12 protein-coding genes are annotated in these 17760 nt (G+C 68.0%); 7 read left to right on the top strand and 5 right to left on the bottom strand.

Annotated elements, in window-relative coordinates; translation table 11 throughout:
* Window position 1: 1 nt before the first annotated feature.
* A complete protein-coding gene (locus tag AC5P68_RS06020; RefSeq protein ID WP_414497979.1) occupies window positions 2-2332 on the top strand; it encodes a TonB-dependent receptor in 2331 nt (776 codons plus the stop codon).
* 88 nt (window positions 2333-2420) lie between these two features.
* Here the strand turns inward: AC5P68_RS06020 and AC5P68_RS06015 are convergent, their stop codons facing one another.
* From AC5P68_RS06015 to rnd, 3 genes are all read right to left on the bottom strand, one after another.
* Window positions 2421-4493 carry a DUF4034 domain-containing protein gene (locus AC5P68_RS06015; protein WP_414497980.1) on the bottom strand — a complete coding sequence of 691 codons (2073 nt, stop codon included), beginning with the start codon at window positions 4491-4493 and terminating at the stop codon, window positions 2421-2423.
* Between the two features lie 118 nt (window positions 4494-4611).
* On the bottom strand, window positions 4612-4968 hold the full coding sequence (locus AC5P68_RS06010) for a hypothetical protein (protein WP_053091541.1): 357 nt from the start codon (window positions 4966-4968) through the stop codon (window positions 4612-4614).
* A 68-nt stretch (window positions 4969-5036) separates the two neighbouring features.
* Window positions 5037-6116 carry a ribonuclease D gene (gene rnd / locus AC5P68_RS06005; RefSeq protein WP_005414035.1) on the bottom strand — a complete coding sequence of 360 codons (1080 nt, stop codon included), beginning with the start codon at window positions 6114-6116 and terminating at the stop codon, window positions 5037-5039.
* An 84-nt stretch (window positions 6117-6200) separates the two neighbouring features.
* Here rnd and AC5P68_RS06000 point away from each other — a divergent pair, with 84 nt between their 5' ends.
* Window positions 6201-8093 carry a formylglycine-generating enzyme family protein gene (locus AC5P68_RS06000; protein ID WP_414497981.1) on the top strand — a complete coding sequence of 631 codons (1893 nt, stop codon included), beginning with the start codon at window positions 6201-6203 and terminating at the stop codon, window positions 8091-8093.
* Between the two features lie 88 nt (window positions 8094-8181).
* Window positions 8182-9078: a M48 family metallopeptidase gene (locus AC5P68_RS05995; RefSeq protein WP_005410400.1), complete on the top strand. Its 897-nt coding sequence runs from the start codon at window positions 8182-8184 to the stop codon at window positions 9076-9078.
* 529 nt (window positions 9079-9607) lie between these two features.
* On the opposite strand, the gene xseA is transcribed toward AC5P68_RS05995, so the two are convergent.
* Both xseA and queG read right to left on the bottom strand, forming a co-directional pair.
* Window positions 9608-10939, bottom strand: coding sequence for an exodeoxyribonuclease VII large subunit (xseA, locus tag AC5P68_RS05990; protein ID WP_164133278.1), 1332 nt, complete (start codon window positions 10937-10939; stop codon window positions 9608-9610).
* A gap of 44 nt (window positions 10940-10983) precedes the next feature.
* A complete protein-coding gene (gene queG / locus AC5P68_RS05985) occupies window positions 10984-12054 on the bottom strand; it encodes a tRNA epoxyqueuosine(34) reductase QueG (protein WP_032966929.1) in 1071 nt (356 codons plus the stop codon).
* 23 nt (window positions 12055-12077) lie between these two features.
* Between queG and AC5P68_RS05980 the strand changes: the two genes are divergently transcribed.
* The 4 genes from AC5P68_RS05980 to mutL all read left to right on the top strand — a co-directional run bounded on the left by AC5P68_RS05980 (window position 12078) and on the right by mutL (window position 17756).
* Window positions 12078-13562, top strand: a complete 1485-nt coding sequence (locus AC5P68_RS05980) for an NAD(P)H-hydrate dehydratase (RefSeq protein WP_231522360.1) — start codon at window positions 12078-12080, stop codon at window positions 13560-13562.
* A complete protein-coding gene (gene tsaE / locus AC5P68_RS05975) occupies window positions 13559-14041 on the top strand; it encodes a tRNA (adenosine(37)-N6)-threonylcarbamoyltransferase complex ATPase subunit type 1 TsaE (protein ID WP_164133277.1) in 483 nt (160 codons plus the stop codon). The genes AC5P68_RS05980 and tsaE overlap by 4 nt, the downstream gene beginning before the upstream one ends.
* Window positions 14042-14123: 82 nt before the next feature.
* Window positions 14124-15686, top strand: a complete 1563-nt coding sequence (locus tag AC5P68_RS05970) for an N-acetylmuramoyl-L-alanine amidase (RefSeq protein WP_033834690.1) — start codon at window positions 14124-14126, stop codon at window positions 15684-15686.
* A 165-nt stretch (window positions 15687-15851) separates the two neighbouring features.
* Window positions 15852-17756: a DNA mismatch repair endonuclease MutL gene (gene mutL / locus AC5P68_RS05965; protein ID WP_049404634.1), complete on the top strand. Its 1905-nt coding sequence runs from the start codon at window positions 15852-15854 to the stop codon at window positions 17754-17756.
* Window positions 17757-17760: the final 4 nt, after the last annotated feature.

Here is a 17760-nt window from a genome sequence, read left to right as displayed (position 1 = left end):
CATGCCCTCCCATTCCGATTCCCGCCGCCTGTCGGGTCTGTCGTCTTCCCTTGTTTCCTTCCGCCGCCACCCGCTGGCTCTGGCCTGTGCCGGCCTGGCCCTGGTCGGCAGCTTCGGTGCCGCCGCGCAGGACAGCGCGCCGACCCCAACCGGGCTGGACACCATCACCGTGACCGCCGAACACCGCGAGCAGAACCTGCAGGAAGTGCCGGTCTCGGTGGGCGTGGTGCAGGGCGAGCGCATGCGCGACTTCACCGCCGGCGGCGATGACACCCTGCTGGCGCTGTCCGGCCGCGTGCCGAGCCTGTATGCGGAAACCACCACCGGCCGCATCTTCCCGCGCTTCTACATCCGCGGCCTGGGCAACATCGACTTCTACCTGGGTGCCTCGCAGCCGGTGTCGATCATCCAGGACGACGTGGTGCTGGAGCACGTGGTGCTGAAGTCCAACCCGGTCTATGACGTGGACCAGGTGGAAGTGCTGCGCGGCCCGCAGGGTTCGCTGTTCGGCCGCAACACCACCGCCGGCATCGTCAAGTTCGACACCCTGAAGCCGACCCAGGATTACACCGGCCGCGTCAGTGCCAGCTATGCGACCTATAACAGCGTGTCGATCGACGGCGGCTTCGGCGGCCCGATCAACGACATCGCCTCGTTCCGCGTGTCGGCCCTGTACCAGCACCGCGACGACTACGTCGACAACACCTACCGCGGCCCGAGCGCCGACGGCACGGTCAGCCCGAAGAAGAACGCCATGGGCGGCTTCGATGACCGCAACGTACGCGCGCAGCTGCTGCTGACCCCGAGCGACCAGTTCTCGATCCTGGCCTCGGCCCACGCCCGTGATTACGAGGGCACCTCGACCCTGTTCCTGCGCGGTGCGCTGACCAAGGGCTCGAACAAGACCGACGTGCCGCGCGACAAGGTCGCCTACGACGAAGCCGACAACAACCCGCAGGCCTACAAGACCTACGGCGGTTCGGTGAAGGCGCGTTATGACTTCGGCGCGATCGACTTCACCTCGATCACCGCCTACGAAACCACCTCCGGCTACAGCCGCGGCGACACCGACGGCGGCGCCGCGGTGAACTTCCCGGTGAACGGCGTGCCGAACGGTTACGGCCAGTCGATGGGCCGCATCCGTGACCTGGACCAGTGGACCCAGGAATTCCGCCTGGCCAGCCATGATGACAGCGCCCTGCAGTGGCAGGCCGGTGCGTTCTACTTCAACGGCAGCGACACCACCGACTTCTACCAGCGCGCGTGGTTCCTGCAGGGCGCGGCCCGCAACCCGAACAACTGGGTGCGCCTGCGCAACAAGAACACCTCGTGGGCCGGTTTCGGCCAGATCAGCTACGCCTTCACCGACAAGTTCACCGTCACCGCCGGCCTGCGCCAGACCAAGGACGAGAAGCACACCCGCCTGCTGAAGACCGCTGACACTGCCGCTGGCGTGGTCACCTACAAGGGCCGCACCGACGTCAGGATGTCCGACACCACCCCGAGCTGGGATCTGAGCGCGATGTATCAGATCACGCCGGACGTGAGCGTCTACGCCAAGGTCGCGCGTGGCTTCCGTGGCCCGACCATCCAGGGGCGTTCGGCGGTGTTCAACGCCGATTTCACCACCGCCGATTCCGAGACCATCCTGTCCTGGGAAGCGGGCGTGAAGAGCAGCCTGTGGGACAACCGCCTGCGCCTGAACGCCACCGCGTTCACCTACACCGTCAACGACATCCAGCTCAACGGCAACGATTCGGACGGCAACGGCGTGCTGTTCAACGCCGACAAGGCCAAGGCTTACGGCTTTGAAGCCGACATGGAGCTGCGCCCGATCCCGAACCTGACCCTGAGCGCCGGCGTCAGCCTGCTGCACAGCGAGATCAAGGACAAGCGCGTGTATGCGCAGGTCTGCGGCCTCAACGGCCAGGTGGTGTGCACGGTGAATGACCCGACCATCAAGGTCGGTGCCAACACCTTCGCCCAGATCGACGGCAACCCGCTGCCGAACGCGCCGAAGTACAACGTCAACCTGGCCGCCCGCTACGACTTCCCGGTCAGCGACGCGGGCACCATGTTCGTATCCACCGACTGGAACAAGCAGGGTTACACCAGCTTCGTGCTGTACGACAGCAAGGAGTTCAACTCCAAGGGCGATTTCGAGGGTGGCCTGAAGATCGGCTACTCGGGCAACTACGGTGCCTACGAAGTGGCGCTGTTCGCGCGCAACATCACCAATGAGAAGAACCTCAAGGGTGTGATCGAGAACTACATGGCCGCGGTCTACAACGAACCGCGTACCGTCGGTGTCTCGCTGAACATGAACTGGTAATGCGCTGTCGCGGTGGCGGGGCATCCCGCCATCGCGCTGCTGGAATGAGAAGGGCGGCCCGGATTACCGGGCCGCCCTTTTCGTTGCTTCAGACCGCAGTGAGGTTGCTGTCCTGGCTGCGCTGGCCGAAGGTCAGGGCCCAGGTGGCGCTGTCCACCTGCTGCCGGTCCTGTTCCTGCTGCTTGCGTGCGCGGCTGGCACCGAACCAGCGGCCTTCGCCGTTGATCAGCGGTGCCATGCGTACCACGTCCACATACTCCGAATCGATCTCGCTGGCACGCTGCAGCCAGGTCAGGGCGAGGAATGCATTGGCCGGGACGCCGCTACCGAAGTGGTAGATGTCGGCCAGATAGCTGGCAGCCCACAGCTTGTCGTCGTCGTCGCCGCGCCACCACAGCGGAATCAAGGCGCGTTCGACCGCTTCGCGCTTGTGCGCGTCGTTCCGGCCATCGAATGCCAGGCAGGCCAGGTTGCGGCAGGTTGGGCCCCACACGCGCTCGCCGGCCTCGGCCTCATCCAGGCAGCGCAGGTACAGCTCGCGCGCACGCGCTTCATTCTCCGCGCCGCCTGCGGCGACGAGGCGCACGGCCAGGTTGTAGGTGGCGATCAGGTCGCCGCCTTCCACCGCACGCTCCTGCCAGAAGGCGGCCTTTTCCGCATCGGCGAACTGCGGTTGGTCGCGGCCGCCGAGGCGGCCCTTGTACAGGTCGCACAGTGCCGACATCGCGCCGGCGTCGCCATCGTCCGCCATGCGCTGCAGCAGCGACAGGCCTGCGGCTTGCGAAACATCACAGAACAGATTGGCGGCGAACGTCACCGCCGAGGTGTCGTCCTGCTGCGCAAGCTTCAACGCGCGCTGCAGCAGGACACTGGCGCGTGTCGGGTCGCTGGCCTGGCCGAGCAGGCCATGCTCGATGGCGGTGGCGGCCCACAGCAGGCCGATCGCCGAATCGCCTTCGCGCGCGGCATAGTCCACCACCTGTGCGAACAGTGCTCCGGCGCCGTCGACATTGGCGAACCAGGCGCAGGCCTCCAGGTTGCCGAGCCCCTCATGCAGGACCACATCGCGGTCCAATGTCCATGCCTGCTGCAGATCTTCAAGCACCGCCTGCATGTGGTCCGGATCCCACTGCACGACGCCTTCGCTGTCTTCAACGCGGCCAAGACGGTAGCGCAGCCCGGCGCGCTGGGCCAGCACCTGCGCGCGCAGGTGGCGGTCCAGGTGCCAGTCGAGGATCTGCGTGTAGGCGCGCTCGTGCGCGGCCACGGCGTCGGCATCCTCGCGGTGGGGCAGATCGCCCATCCAGTCCTGCTCCTTGTGCCACCGCAGCGCGTTGCTCTGCGCCAGTTCCAGGCCACGGCACCAGCTGCCCTCGATGAAGTTCTCCATCGCCTCATGGCTGCCGCCCCAGCGCGGGTACAGGAAGTACAGGGTGTCTTCCTGCGTGGCCAGATCGTCCGGGCGCTGCTCCAGCACCAGGCGCATCCAGTACGCCAGTGGTGCGTCGAAATCGTCCTGGCTGCGCTCGCGCAGCAACGGGGGCAGCGTATCCGGCAGCGTCTGCAACGGCGTGCCGAAGCGCGACAGCAGCTGCAATGCCTTTGGCCAGGCTTGAGGGTAGTGCTCGGCCAGCGTGGCGTCATCGGATGCGGCGGGTTCCCCGGCCTGCAGCGCACGCAGCCAGTTCGGTTCGCGCAGGTAGCTGGTGATGCGCTTGATGCCATCCAGCGCCAACGCAGGTCGTGGCGACAGCGGCATCGCCTGCAGGTAGGCGTGCACGGCATGGTCGCGGGCCAGCTGCGCCGCCAGCCACTGGCTGTCTTCGACCAGTGCGGCCACGTCGGCGCTGCGCAGTTCGCCGGCAGCGTCCTGCCAGCAGGCGCCCAGGCAAAGCCAGGCGTAGTAGCTGCCGGGGGCGGCCGAGGCCCACTGCTGGGCCTGTTGCAGGCGGGCTTCCAGCGTCAGCGTGGCGTCGTGCAGGTTGCGCAGCCGCCAGCGGATGCCGGGCAGCGCATTCTCTCCCTGCAGCCAGGCCAGCTCATGTGGAGCAAGCAACGCATCGAGTTCGGCATAGCGCCGTTCCTGCAGCGCAGTGCGCGCCTGCACGCGCCAGGCAAGGTCTTCGGGGGAAAGCCCGTCTTTTGCAAATCCGTTTGTCATTGCTGCAATCCAGCGAGTACGAGGCTGGACATTAGAAGCGCGGTCGTTAGCGGCGGCAAGCAGGACATGCGGCTGCCGTGTCGATGGCATTCAGCAGGAGGCTTGAAGGTGAATCCCGTCACCCGGTACAGGCGTTCGCGTTGCGGATCGTCCATGTGCAGCGGAAAGGCAAGCAGCAGCTCGGGCCGGTAGGCGAGTGTGCCCTGGCCCTGTCTCTACGCCTCGATTCCGGGAAATAGCCGAGCATCAGGGCGTGCGGATGCAGCCAGGGTTCGAACTTGTCCTGCTCGCTGGCAGCGGGGGCCGGTTCGATCAGGCGTGCCGAAAGCGCGAGGTAGTGAACCGAACGGGCCAGGTCCAGCCCGCCCGTCAGTGCCGCGTAGGCGTTGAGCTGGCTGCTGTGATCCATGCAGGGGTGCTGCTGGCCAGCAGCAGCGAGCCGATCATCCATCGTGACATGCAGGAAGAGGGCCATGCAGGCACGCAGCAATGTCCTTGTCGAGCATTGGCAGGGCCGCCCCGTGAGGCGGCCGATGCGGGTTGCTAGTTCCCCGGCAGCAGCGCCTGCAGGCGCGACTCCAGTTCCTGCTGGCGCCAGCCGGCCAGTGCGGCGGGCCATTGGCGACGTTCCAGATAGCTTTCCAGGTGCTTGCGCGAGGCAAGGATGCCATCTGGCAGTCCCAGCTCGCGGCTGCGTTCGGCCACGGCATCCTGCAGCTTCTTCAGCGCCTGCTTGTTGCTGTCGTTGGCCGGCAGCGCCAGCGGCGCGTCGGCTTCGTCGGCCAGCGGCGTGGACAGCGCCTGCCACACGGCGCCGGCCAGCTTGCGCGGTGCCTTTGGGAACTGCTCGAACAGCTTGCCCAGCGCTGCCTCGTCGGCCGGAGGCGTGCGCGCCAGAGTGGCGGCCAGTTCGTTGTCCAGGATCCAGCTTCGCGGGCGGTCGCTGCTGCGTGCCTGCACATCACGCCAGCGCAGCAGGCGCAACAGGCGGTGCTGTGCGGCGGCATCAAGGAACTGTGCCGAGCGCATCGCCAGGTGCGGCCAGCGATCTTCATCGTTGGCGACGCTGGCCAGCAGGCGCTCGCCATCGTCGTGCAACCACTGCTGGCGGCCCAGCGCCTGCAGCCTGGCATCAATGGCGTCGTGCAGTGCGAACAGGTGCTCGACATCGTCGGCGGCGTACTGCAGCTGCGACTCGGACAGCGGGCGGCGCATCCAGTCCGAGCGGGTCTCGCCCTTGGCCAGCGCCACTCCGGTGATCTCCGCCACCAGCTTCTGGTAGCCCATGCCGCCGCCGATGCCGGCCAGCGACGCCCCGATCTGGGTGTCGAACAGCGGTCGCGGCAGCACGCCGCAGGCCCACTTGAAGGCAACCAGGTCTTCGCTGGCGCTGTGCATTACCTTGGTGATGGATTCATCGGCCAGCCAATGCGCAAGCGCCTCGGTCATGCCGGGAATCAGCGGGTCGATGAGCAGGATGTCCTGCCCGACCGCCATCTGCACCAGGGCCAGCTGCGGCCAGAAGGTGCGTTCACGGATGAATTCGGTGTCCAGGCCGATGCGCGTCGGGCGCTGCTGGAAGTACGCATCCAGCTCGGCGGGGGTGGTGATCCAGGTTGCCACGGGTCAGGGCCTACTACTCGGGTTTGCTCAGGCAGGGGAGAATAGCCTAACGTCGGTCCGCGTCTGTGCCGAAGGAGGCTCTGCTTGCGTTTTCCGTTGTCGCCCGTGCTGTGCACCGCCCTGGCCGTGGCCCTGGCCGGCTGCACGCCGTCGCCGTCCGCGCCGGCGGAACGGGCCGCCAGCGAAGAGGCGCGCGCGGCCGAGGGCGCCGACACCGGCGCCAATGCCAGTTCGCAGGCCGGGCAGGGCAGCGTGACCATCGCCGGTGAAGATGCCGCCGAGGACGTACAGCAGTGGACGCCGCCACGGGTGGACCGCCAGGGCCGCAGCCTGGCCCAGTTGCGGCACGCCGCCGAGCAGGCGTTCGCTGAAGGCCGGCTCTATGAAGATGCGGATGCCGCCATTCCGCTGTGGCTGGCGGTGCAGGAAGAAGACCCGGATGACCGCCAGGCCCGGCTGGGCCTGCAGCGTGCCCGCCAGCGACTGCAGCAGCTGGCCGATGCGCTGCTGGTGCGGCCGCTGAAGCAGCGCGAGGCGCTGGCCGAGGCCAGCCGCCAGGCACTGGTGTTGCTGACCCTGTCGCCGAAGGACGAGCGGGTGCGTGCGCTGCAGGCGCGGGTGGAGCTGGCGCAACGGGTGGTGGCCTACAACCGTGCTGGCGAGGAGGACCTGCGCTCGGACCGTATCGGTGAGGATGGCGACGGTGCCATCGGCAACTTCCGTGAGGCGCTGGCGCTGGATGAAGACAACAGCCGCGCACGGCAGGGCCTGGCCGCAGCCGAGAGCGGGTTGATCCGCCGTGCCGAACAGGCTGCTCGGGCGCGCGATTTCGCCAGTGCGGGTACCTGGCTGGCCGAAGCCAGCAAAGTGCGCGATTCGTCGCCGACGATCGCCGACGCCTTCGAACGCATCGAGCAGATCCGCGCCGCCACGCTGCTGCAGCTGCGTGATGACGGACTGCGTGACCTTGCCACGCCACAAGGCCTGAAGCCGGCGCGCGAGAAGCTGGCCGAGGCGCTTCGCATCGCTCTGCCGGGTGATGCAGTGGTGGGCCAGCTTCGCGAGCGCATCGACCTGGCCACCCATTACGGGAGCTTCCGGCCGGGACAGGTGTTCAGTGATGCGATGCGCGATGGCGGGCGCGGACCGCAGATGGTGGTGGTGCCCCACGGTGGCTTCCAGATGGGTGCAGGCGACGCCGAGCCGGGCGCGAGTGATGCCGAGCGTCCGTCGCACTACGTGCGCTTCGATCGCGGCTTTGCCATGGCGATCACCGAGATCACCGTCAGCGATTTCGAGCGCTACGTGAAAGCCTCCAATGCGCGCCCGCGCGCGACCCGGCGTGGCCATTCGGTGGTCTACGACGAACGCAGCGGCAATTTCATCCGCCGCAGCGGCGTGGACTGGCGTTCCGACTACGACGGCGGTCGCGCGCTGGGCAACTCGCCGGTGATGCACGTCAGTGTGCGTGATGCCGAGAATTATGCGGCGTGGCTGTCCGAGCAGACCGGCCGCAGCTACCGGCTGCCCAGCGAAGCCGAGTTCGAGTACGCGCTGCGCGCTGGCAGCAGTGGCCGCTATCCGTGGGGCGATGCCGGCGTGCCGCCGCCAGGCAGCGGCAACTTCACCGGCAGCAAGGACGTTTCGCCTTCGGGACGGCACTGGCACAACGCGTTTATCGGGTACGGCGATGGCTGGTGGGGGCCGGCGCCGGTGGCCAGCTTCCAGGCCAATGCCTTCGGTCTGCACGATATGGGCGGCAACCTCAGCGAATGGGTGGCCGATTGCTGGCATGCCAGCTACCGCCGCGCACCGTCCGATGGCGTCGCCTGGTTCAACCCGGGCTGCCGGTCGCGGGTGATCCGCGGTGGCAACTGGGCCAATGCCCCCGAGCAGACCCGCGCGGCCTGGCGGCAGTCCCAGGATTCGGATACCACCAACGCCCGCATCGGCTTCCGCCTGGTGCGCGGCATCTGAGCGGCACCCGGCTTCACCCGCTGCGGGCAGCGGCGCACTAAGATTGCGCCGTGCCCGCCAGCCGGCGGGGCCAGCAGGAAGTCCCCTGATGCGCAACGATCCCTTCTCCCGCTCGTCGCAAGGCCCACAGCGGCGTGGCCTGTTCGGCAACATCCGCTGGTGGGTGCTGCTGCTGGCCGCCGCCTATGCGCTGTTCTACTGGTTCTCCAACCGCACGGTCGATCCGTACACCGGCGAGAAGGTGATGATCGACAGCAGCCTGGACGCGCGCCAGGAAACCGCGCTGGGGCTGCAGGCCTACCAGCAGATCCTGTCGCAGGAACGGCCGATGGACCCCAATGCACCGATCGCGCGCGATGTGCGCGATATCGCCCAGCGCCTGATTGCCAAGGTCGATGTGGTGGAGACCGCGCTGGCCCAGGAGCACGGCGTGCAGCCGGCGCATTTCGCGCGGGATTTCCAGTGGGAAGTGAATGTGATCCCGTCCGACCAGGCCAATGCGTTCTGCCTGCCGGGCGGCAAGATGGCGGTCTACACCGGGTTGGTGCCGGTAGCACGCACCCGCGATGCGATGGCGGTGGTGATGGGGCATGAGATCGCCCATGCGCTGCTGCGCCATGGTGCACAGCGCATGGCCCAGCAGAAGCTGACCCAGATCGGGCAGGTGGCCGGCGCCGCCAGCGGCATGGATGCGCAGCAGCAACAGATGATGATGTCGGCGATGGGCTATGGCTACCTGCTGCCGTATGCGCGCAGCCACGAGACACAGGCGGATGAAGTGGGACTGATGCTGGCCGCAGCGGCGTGCTTCGATCCCCGCGAGGCGGTGCCGCTGTGGCAGCGCATGGGCCAGGCCAGCGGCGGCCAGTCGCCACCGGAGTTTGCCTCCACCCACCCGAACCCGGGCACCCGCATCCAGAACCTGCAGGCGCTGATGCCAAAGGCGCTCGAGTACCGGCAGAAGTTCTGCGAGCAGGCAAAGTAGGGGGGGGGGGGGCGGCAGGGCTTGCAGCCCTGCACCTGCCGAAGCAACAGCAACAGCAACAGCGTGCATTCCGTGGGATGGCGGGGTGGGTCCGGTTGAGGGGGACGCTGCAAGTACGTCCATGTAAGCTCGGTCGCCGCATCCATGCGGCTCACGCCCCCTCAACCGGACCCACCCCGCCTTCGACAGATTCTCGCGATCTGTCGGAATGGCGTGGGGTCAGATCCGTTTTCCTACGGAAAACGGATCTGACCCCGAATTGATTCGATATCTGACAGAGATTCATCCACGCATGGCGTGGATCTACCGACCGTCATCGGGAAACTGTCGAGGGTGGGGCGGTGTGGCTGTGCAGGACCGTTGGCGCCATGGATGGCGCCATCGAGCCCCCAAAGATGGGTTTACGGCGTGTCCTGCGCAGCCACACCGCCCCGCCAAACCATCAGCAATCCAGAGCCGCTTTGGCTGTTGCTTCGGCCGTTGCTTGAAGCCTCTGCAGGTGCAGGGCGCAGCCCTGCCGAACACCCCTTTACTTGACCTGCACGTCGATCACGCCGTCGCCAACGCGGGCCTGCAGCGCGTCACCGGGCTGCACCTGGTCGACCTTTCGTACCAGCGTGCCATCGTCAGTGCGGGTCAGGATGCTGTAGCCACGGGCCACGGTGGCCAACGGGCTCACCGCTTCCAGTGAACGCGCCAGTCCGCGCAGTCGCAGTGCATCGCGCTCCAGCAGGCGCTGCATCGCTGCCTGCGGCCGCCCGCGCAGGGCGGCGAGGCGGCGCTGCATCGCGTCGAGCTGACGTTGCGGATGGTGCCCGCGCAGTACCGCGGCCGCATGGCGCAGGCGTGCGGCACGGCGCTCCTGCTGCTGGTTGAAGACCGCATGCAGGCGCCGGCCCAGATCGAGCTGGCGACGGCGCAACAGGTCCAGCCGCGCCTGCGGGCTCTGTGCGTTCAGGCGCAGCAGGGCGCGGTCGGCACGCTGCATCGCCTGCTGCATCGCATGCCGTTGCAGCTGCACCATGCGCGCGGCCGTACGGCGCAGACGCAGGGCCAGTTCGCGCTGGTCCGGTACCAGCAGCTCGGCTGCCACCGACGGCGTTGGTGCGCGCAGGTCGGCGGCAAAATCGCTGAGGCTGAAGTCGGTTTCATGGCCCACCGCCGACACTACCGGGGTGCGGCTGGCGGCGATCGCGCGGGCCAGTGCTTCATCGTTGAAGGCCCACAGGTCTTCCAGTGAGCCGCCGCCACGTGTCAGCAGGATCACGTCGTAGCGGCCACTGGCATCGGCGGCCTGCAGCAGGCGGGTGATCTGTGCAGCGGCGCTGCTGCCCTGCACCAGGGTCGGCAGCAGGTCCACTTCCAGCAGCGGGAAGCGGCGGCCGAGTACGCTCAGCACGTCGCGCACGGCCGCGCCGGTGGGTGATGTGATCACCGCCAGGCGCTGCACGTGCGCCGGCAGCGGCCGTTTGCGTGCCGGGTCGAACAGGCCTTCGGCCTCCAGGCGTGCCTTCAGCTCTTCGAACGCGCGGCGCAGCGCGCCTTCGCCGGCCTCCTCCATGTGGTCCAGCACCATCTGGTACTCGCCACGGGCGTCGTACAGGGTCACCTTGCCGCGCACCAGCACGCGGATGCCTTCGCGCGGCACGAACTTCAGGTACTGCGCCTTCATCCGGAACATCGCCGCGCGCAGCTGCGCACGCGCGTCCTTCAGGGTGAAATACAGGTGCCCGGAGGCAGGACGCGCCACGCTGCCCAGTTCGGCCTCGACCCAGATCGCCGGGAAGCTGCCTTCCAGCAGGTCGCGGGCCAGGGTGTTGAGCTGGCTGGGGGTGAGGATGTCGTTGTTGCGTGGCTGCATGGGAACGGCGTGCTGCGGGCGGAACGGGGGCTCAGGATCGCACGTCAGCGCACCGTGTGCTGGCCCAGCGCCCACTGCACGTGTTCACGCACCAGCGGCGAGGGATCATCGACGCGGGTATGCAACGCGGCCAACGCTTCGGCCGAGGACGGTGCATTGCCCAGTGCCACGGCGATGTTGCGCAGCCAGCGTTCATGGCCGCTGCGCCGGATCGGGCTGCCTTCGGTACGGCGCAGGAATTCAGCTTCGTCCCAGGCAAACAGCTGGTCCAGACGGGCAGTGTCGAGGTTGTTGCGCGCGCGGAAATCGGCTTCGTCGGTACGCTTGGCGAACTTGTTCCAGGGGCAGACCAGCTGGCAGTCGTCACAGCCGTAGATGCGGTTGCCGATCAACGGCCGCATGTCTTCGGGGATGGCACCGTCGTGCTCGATGGTCAGGTAGGAAATACAGCGCCGCGCGTCCAGCCGCTGCGGGCCGGTGATGGCCTGGGTCGGGCAGACATCGATGCAGCGCGTGCAGGTGCCGCAGTGTGCCGTGGCCGGTGCATCGATCGGCAGCGGGATATCGATGTAGATCTCGCCGATGAAGAACCAGGAGCCGCCATGGCGGTCGATCAGGCAGGTGTGCTTGCCGATCCAGCCCAGGCCGGCATTGCGCGCCAGTGCGCGTTCCAGCACGGGCGCCGAATCGACGAACACGCGGTAGCCCAGCGGTGCCACTTCATCGTTGATCTGCGTGGCCAGCTTCTGCAGGCGGTTGCGCATCAGCTTGTGGTAGTCGCGGCCCAAGGCGTAACGGGCCACGTAGGCGCGGCCCGGGTCGGCCAGGGTTGCCCAGGCTTCGGTGTCGTCCTTGTGGCTGTAGTCCATGCCCACCGAGATCACCCGTACGGTGCCGGGCAGCAGCTCGGCCGGGCGCGCGCGCAGGGTGCCGTGGCGCGCCATCCAGTCCATCGTGCCGTACAGGCCCTGGCCCAGCCAGTCGGCCAGGTGCGCCTCATCCTCGCCCAGCTCGATGCCGGCGATACCGCAGCGCTGGAAGCCATGCGCACGCGCCAGTTCGCGGATGCGCTGCACGGCCTGGGCCGGATCGACAGGGACGGGGGCGGGGGACATGTGCACCAGTATAAAATCCCCGCATGGCCAACCTTGCCGATCTTTTCGATTCCGCTGCCGCGCGTGTGCTTGATGCGCAGGCCTCGGCGCTGGCCGCCGAGGGTGGTTGGGGCCTGATGGCGCAGGCCGGCCAGGCCGCCTGGCAGTGCCTGCTGCAGCATTGGCCGCAGGCGCAGCGGATCGGCGTGGTGGTCGGAGCAGGCAACAACGGTGGCGACGGCCTGGTGCTGGCCCGCCATGCACGGAAGGCCGGGCGCGCGGTGACGGTGATCGCCTTGCCGGGCAAGCCACCGGCGACGTCGCTGGCACAGCGTGCAGCATCGGAATTCACGTCCGACGGCGGCACCATCACCGATTTCGACGGCGCGCCGCCCGAGGCCGATATCTGGGTTGATGCCCTGTTCGGTCTGGGCTTCGACCGTGCGCCGGAAGGTGTGGCGCAGGCGCTGATCACCGCCCTCAACGCGCAGACGGCACCGGTTCTGGCGCTGGACGTCCCCAGTGGCGTCGATGCCGACCGGGGCGCCGTACCGGGCGAGGCGGTGAAGGCTGCTTTGACCCTGCAGTTCATCGTGCCGCATCGCGGGCTGTATACCGGCGATGCGCTGGATCATTGCGGGCGGAAGGTGTTGGCGCCGCTGCAGCTACCCACGGCCGCATGGCAGGGCGTGTCACCCGCCGCAGAGCACTGGACCCAGGCTCGCTTGCCGGCACTGCTGCCGCCGCGTCGTACCAATACCCACAAGGGCGAATCCGGGCACGTGCTGTGCGTCGGCGGCAACCATGGCAGCGGTGGGGCCATCGCGATGGCGGCCGAAGCGGCACTGCGTGCCGGCGCGGGACTGTTGAGCCTGGCCACCCGGCGCGATCACGTCGGCCCGTTGCTGGCTCGGCTTCCCGAGGCGATGACCCATGCGCTCGAAGATGGCGATGTGCTGCCGGCGCTGCTGGACAAGGCCAGGGTGGTGGCGATCGGCCCCGGCCTGGGCCAGGACGAATGGGCACGCGCAATGTTTGCGCAGGTGCTGGACAGCGACAAACCGCTGGTGGTTGATGCCGATGCGCTGAATCTGCTGGCGCAGGATCCGCGCGCGCTGCCGGAGGCGATCCTTACGCCACATCCGGGCGAGGCCGCGCGTCTGCTCGACTGCAGTACCGCTGACATCCAGGCCGATCGCTACCGCTGTGCGCAGGCGTTGGCCGAGCGCTTCCACGCCGTGGTGGTGCTGAAGGGCGCGGGCAGCATCGTGACGGCGCCCGGGCAGGTGCCACGGCTGATTGCTGCAGGCAACCCCGGCATGGCCGTGGGGGGCATGGGCGACCTGCTCACCGGCATCATTGCCAGCCTGCGCGCGCAGGGCCTGGCCGCCTTCGACGCTGCCGCCGCTGGCGCACTGCTGCACGCGCTCGCCGGCGACGCTGCGGCCGCCGACGGCTCGCGCGGCATGCTTCCCACTGATCTGCTGGTGCCGCTGCGGCAACTGGCCAACCCGGAACGCTCTTCATGACTGAATTCTTCCTTGCCGACAGCGATGCCACCGAACTGCTCGGGCAGTGGCTGGCGGCGACCCGACCGCCCCAGGCGCTGATCGAACTGCGCGGCGACCTCGGCGCTGGCAAGTCCACAACGGCCCGGGCACTGCTGCGCGCACTGAGCGTGCAGGGCGCGATCCGCAGCCCGACCTATACCCTGGTCGAGCGTTATCCGCTGGCCAGTGGCGGCGAAGCCTGGCACCTGGACCTGTACCGGATCGGCCAGGCCGGCGAACTCGATTTCCTGGGCCTGGACGAGGGCAGCGCGGTGTTGTGGCTGGTGGAATGGCCGGAACGCGGCGCTGGCGCGCTGCCGCCGACCGACCTGGTGGTGGCGTTGGAGATCGAGGGGCAGGGGCGCCGCGTCCGTCTCACCGGAGCCAGCGACGTCGGACATGAGTGGCTGAAGCGGCTTCCCCAAGGGGGCGACTTGCAGGCCATTTCTGTCGGCTGACGAGAACAAAGACCGGCAGGTTACGGATTATTAAGGAAAAAGGTGTTGCATTCCGTTCAGCGCGATGATTGAATCCTGAGCCATGCGCCCGGGGAACCGTCTCATCGCTATCTGTGCCGCCGTCGGACTGGGTCTGGCGAGCGTCAGTGCGTGGGCGGGTGAAGTCCGCCAGGTCCTGCTGAATACCGGCGCCACCGGCACCCGTGCCGAGATCTCGCTGGTCGGCAGTGGCGGCTACAAGACGCTTTCTCTGGCCAGTCCGAACCGTCTGGTGGTCGACTTCCCTGACTCCAGCGCCATACGCAACCTGAAGATGCCGGCTGCGCAGGGCGTGGTCACGGCGGTGCGTACCGGACAGCCGGTGCCGGGCACCTTCCGTGTCGTTTTCGACCTCGCTGAATCGGTGGCGCCGTTCCGCCCGCAGATGCAGCGGGAGGGCAATGAATCCAAGCTGGTGATCGAATGGCCGGGCGATGGCCCGGCCATGGCCGCCAGCCGTCCGGCAGCGACACCGGCGGTGCAGCCGCAGGCACCGGTGGCCACGCCCGGGCCGACCCCGGCTGAAAGCGCACAGTCGCGTTCCGATGCCGCACGTGCGACCGCGCTGCTGACCGCGCAGGTGCGGCAGCAGGCCAGTGCCACTGCCGCCGCACCGGCCACGCCGACCCCGGCGCCGTCCACCGCGCCGGCCCAGGTTGCGGCGGCCGGTACCGTGGCCAGCAGCTCACCTTCTTCCTCGCCGGCCGCGATCCTGGCCGGCCAGCGCACCGCCGCCGTGGTGACCACGCCGCCGGCTACCGTGCCTGCACCGGCGCCGACGCCGGTGGAACCGCCGCGCCCGGCCATGCCCAGCGATGCCTCGCGCATCCGCATGCAGGCCGGCATGCGTCATCTGGTGGTCGCCATCGATCCCGGCCACGGTGGCCAGGATCCCGGCGCGATCGGCCCGACCGGCAAGCGCGAAAAGGATGTCACCCTGGCGGTGGCGCGTGAGCTGGCCCGCCAGGTCAATGCGACGCCGGGCCTGAAGGCCTATCTGACCCGCGACAGCGACGTGTTCATCCCGCTGCCGATGCGTGCGCAGAAGGCACGTGCAAACAAGGCCGACATCTTCATTTCGATCCATGCCGACGCGGCCGAAAACCGTTCGGCCACTGGTTCGTCGGTATACGTGCTGTCGACCAAGGGCGCCTCTTCGCAGCGCGCCCGCTGGCTGGCGGACAAGGAAAACGCGGCCGACCTGGTGGGTGGCGTGCGCCTGCAGCAGACCGAAGGCACGCTTGCCAACGTGCTGCTGGACCTTGCCCAGAGCGGTTACATGAAGGCGTCTGAAGATGCCGCCGGCCACGTGCTGGGCGGCCTGAAGCGGATCGGCAACAACCACAAGCCGAACATCGAACGTGCGAACTTCGCCGTGCTGCGCACCTCGGACATGCCGGCGATGCTGGTGGAAACCGCGTTCATCTCCAACCCGGACGAAGAGCGCCGTCTGATCGACCCGGCCTACCAGCGCAAGATCGCCGGCGCCGTGCTCGATGGCGTGCACACCTTCTTCAGCCGCCAGCCACCGCCGGGCACGCTGTACGCAGCCCGTGCCCAGGCCGAGATCGACGCTGCCGGGACCATGGCCGGCGGCAGCAAATAACCTGCCGAAGGCAGGTTACTGCTTTCTGTAGAGTCGACTGTCAGTCGACTACGCGCGCAGCGCGGGGTTTTCGCCGCCCGGCGGAGGGCAGTCGACTGACAGTCGACTCTACATGCGCAGCCTCCGCTATCATCAACCCATGAAGTCTGCTGCCCATCCTCTCCCATGAGCGCGCCCGGACCGCGCCCGATCCGGCCGTTGCCGGAAATCCTGATCAACCAGATCGCCGCCGGCGAAGTGGTCGAACGTCCTGCGTCGGTGGTCAAGGAGCTGGTCGAGAACGCGATCGATGCCGGTGCCAGCCGCGTTGATATCGATCTTGAAGAGGGGGGTGTCCGCCTGATCCGCATCCGCGACAATGGCAGTGGCATCGCGCCGGAACAGCTGCCGCTGGCGGTCTCGCGCCACGCCACCAGCAAGATCGCCGATCTGGACGACCTCGAATCGGTGGCCACGCTCGGGTTCCGTGGCGAAGCGCTGCCGTCGATCGCCTCGGTCAGCCGCTTTACCCTGTCCTCGCGTCGCGCGCATGACGAACACGGTTCGGCACTGCAGATCGAAGGCGGCAAGATCGGCGAAGTGACGCCACGTGCGCATGCACCGGGCACCACCGTGGAAGTGCGCGAGCTGTTCTACAACGTACCGGCGCGGCGCAAGTTCCTGCGCGCCGAGCGTACCGAACTGGGCCATATCGAAGAGTGGTTGCGTTCGCTGGCGCTTGCGCGACCGGATGTCGAACTGCGCGTGTCGCACAACGGCAAGGCCTCGCGCCGCTACAAGCCGGGCGATCTGTATTCCGATGCGCGCCTGGCCGAAACGCTGGGCGAGGATTTCGCCAACCAGGCCGTGCGCGTCGACCACAGTGGTGCCGGCCTGCGCCTGCACGGCTGGATCGCGCAGCCGCATTATTCGCGCGCCAGCGCCGACCAGCAGTACCTGTACGTCAACGGCCGTTCGGTGCGCGACCGCAGCGTCGCCCATGCGGTGAAGATGGCCTACGGCGATGTGCTGTACCACGGCCGCCAGCCAGCCTATGTGCTGTTCCTCGAGCTCGACCCGACCCGCGTTGACGTCAACGTGCACCCGGCCAAGCACGAGGTTCGCTTCCGTGATTCGCGGCTGGTGCACGATTTCGTCTACCGCACGCTGAAGGACGCGCTGGCTGATACCCGCGCCGGCATGTCGGCGCAGGAGATCGGTGCGGGTCCGGTGCATCCGGTGGACGCCGCTGCTGCACCGATGGCATCGAGCGCGGGCGCATCGGGTTTCGGGCTGGCGCGTGGACCTACGCCCGGTGCCGGCTCGGGTGGCGGTGGTGGTGGTTTTTCCGGCTGGCGCCCGCAGCAGCCCCTTGGACTGCAGGTGGCCGATGCACCGGCGGCCTATGCCGCGCTGTATGCCGCACCGGCCGGTGCCGAACGCGGTGCTGCGCTGCCGCCGATGCCGACCGAGAACGGACTGCCGGTGACCAGTGCCGACGCCGGCGTACCGCCGCTGGGCTACGCGATCGCGCAGCTGCACGGCATCTACATCCTGGCCGAGAACGCAGAAGGCCTGATCGTGGTCGACATGCATGCCGCGCACGAGCGCATCGGCTACGAGCGCCTGAAGAACGCGCACGATGGTATCGGCCTGCAGTCGCAGCCGCTGCTGGTGCCGATCACACTCGCCGTGGGCGAGCGCGAAGCCGACACCGCCGAAAGTGAAGCCGAAACGTTGGCGGCGCTCGGCTTCGAGGTGACCCGTGCCGGTCCCGGATCGCTGCACGTGCGCAGTATTCCAGCGCTGTTGGCGCATGCCGAACCGGAGGGGCTGCTGCGCGATGTGCTGACCGACCTGCGCGAGCACGGCCAGAGCCGCCGCGTGGCCAGCGCACGTGACGAACTGCTGTCGACCATGGCCTGTCACGGTGCGGTGCGTGCCAACCGGCGCCTGACCGTGCCGGAAATGAACGCGCTGCTGCGCGACATGGAAATCACCGAACGGTCTGGCCAGTGCAACCACGGCCGGCCGACCTGGGCCCGTTTTTCGCTGGCGGAGATCGACCGCTGGTTCCTGCGCGGACGTTGAGGGG

The sequence above is a fragment of the Stenotrophomonas sp. YJH_SMC_58 genome, from assembly GCF_059369635.1.
This window is presented reverse-complemented; position numbering and strand designations above follow the sequence as displayed.